The following is a 1,339-nucleotide window of genomic DNA, read 5'->3' on the forward strand; positions in this document are numbered from 1 at the left end:
CGCCCGCCACCGCCCCGATCGGGCCGCCGACGAGGGCGCCCGCAACCGCGCCGGAGCCGACGCCGACCACCGTGTTGCTGGCGGCAGAGGCGGCGCCGGGCAGGGCGAGGCTGGAGGCCAGCATCAGTCCGAAAAGCGTGCGTCGCAGCATGGGGATGACCTTCGAAATCCGTGGCGTTTCCCCGCCCTTGGCCGCGGAAGGTGACCAAAGCGGGGCTCCGCCGTTGCGCGGACGGCACGGTGCCTCCGGTTTCGATCGCGGCGGAATCTCGGAGTTTCGTCGCCGCGGCCCCTGGCAAGGCGAGTGCATTGCGGTAGGGTCGCGGACTTTTCTACGGGGTGACTCGCCGAATGTCCGATCTCCGCCTCCGCCGCAGCGTCCTCTACATGCCGGGCTCGAACCAGCGTGCGCTCGACAAGGCCAAGACCCTGCCGGCCGACTGCCTGATCCTCGACCTGGAGGATGCGGTCTCCATGGAGGAGAAGGACCTCGCCCGCGAGCAGGTCTGCGCCGCGGTCAAGAGCGGCGAATACGGCGACCGCGAGCTGATCATCCGCGTCAACGCCCCCCAGACGCCGTGGGGCGAGAAGGACCTGCGCGCCGCGATCGAGGCGCGGCCCGACGCGATCCTGATGCCGAAGGTGTCCTCGCCGGCCGTGCTGGAGAGCATCGCCGACCACCTCGAGGCCCTCGACGCGCCGGACGGCATCGCCGTCTGGGCGATGATCGAGACGCCGGCCGCGATCCTGAACATCCAGGACATCGCCCGCGCCAGCCGCGACCGGCGTACCCGGCTCACCTGTTTCGTGCTCGGCACCAACGACCTCGCCAAGGACACCTGGGCCCAGCTCGTTCCCGGCCGCGTGCCGATGCTGCCGTGGATGATGTTCACCCTCGCCGCCGCCCGCGCCTCCGGGCTCGCGATCCTCGACGGCGTCTGGAACGACATCGGCGACGTCGAGGGCTGCCGCGCCGAGTGCCGCCAGGCGCGCGACCTCGGCTTCGACGGCAAGACGCTGATCCACCCGAACCAGCTCGAGCCGGCCAACACCTCCTTCGCCCCGACCGAGGAGGAGGTGCGCCGCGCCCGCCTCGTGCTCGAAGCCTTCGACCGGCCCGAGAACGCCAAGCGCGCGGCGATCAAGGTCGAGAACCGCATGTACGAGCGCCAGCACGTCGGCATGGCCAAGCGCGCGGTGACGTGGTCCGAGGCGATCAAGGCCAAGGGGCAATAGCAACAAGGGCCAGTAGCGCCGAGGGCCGGTCGGTCGGAAGCGCGTCGCGCGGGGGCGCCGTTCGGCCTCGTCCCGTCATGGCCGTCGGCTGCGGCGCGCGCCC

Annotated in this window: 1 protein-coding gene; it reads left to right on the forward strand. The window is 71.4% G+C overall.

The window, feature by feature from the left end; genetic code table 11:
* The first annotated feature begins 351 nt into the window (after window positions 1–351).
* The gene (locus FV222_RS26335; protein WP_147750328.1) at window positions 352–1,236 is read left to right on the forward strand and encodes a CoA ester lyase; all 885 of its coding nucleotides are present in this window, start codon (window positions 352–354) and stop codon (window positions 1,234–1,236) included.
* Window positions 1,237–1,339 lie beyond the last annotated feature (103 nt).

The organism is Methylobacterium sp. WL103 (assembly GCF_008039885.1).
GTDB classification, from domain to species: Bacteria; Pseudomonadota; Alphaproteobacteria; order Rhizobiales; family Beijerinckiaceae; genus Methylobacterium; species Methylobacterium cerastii.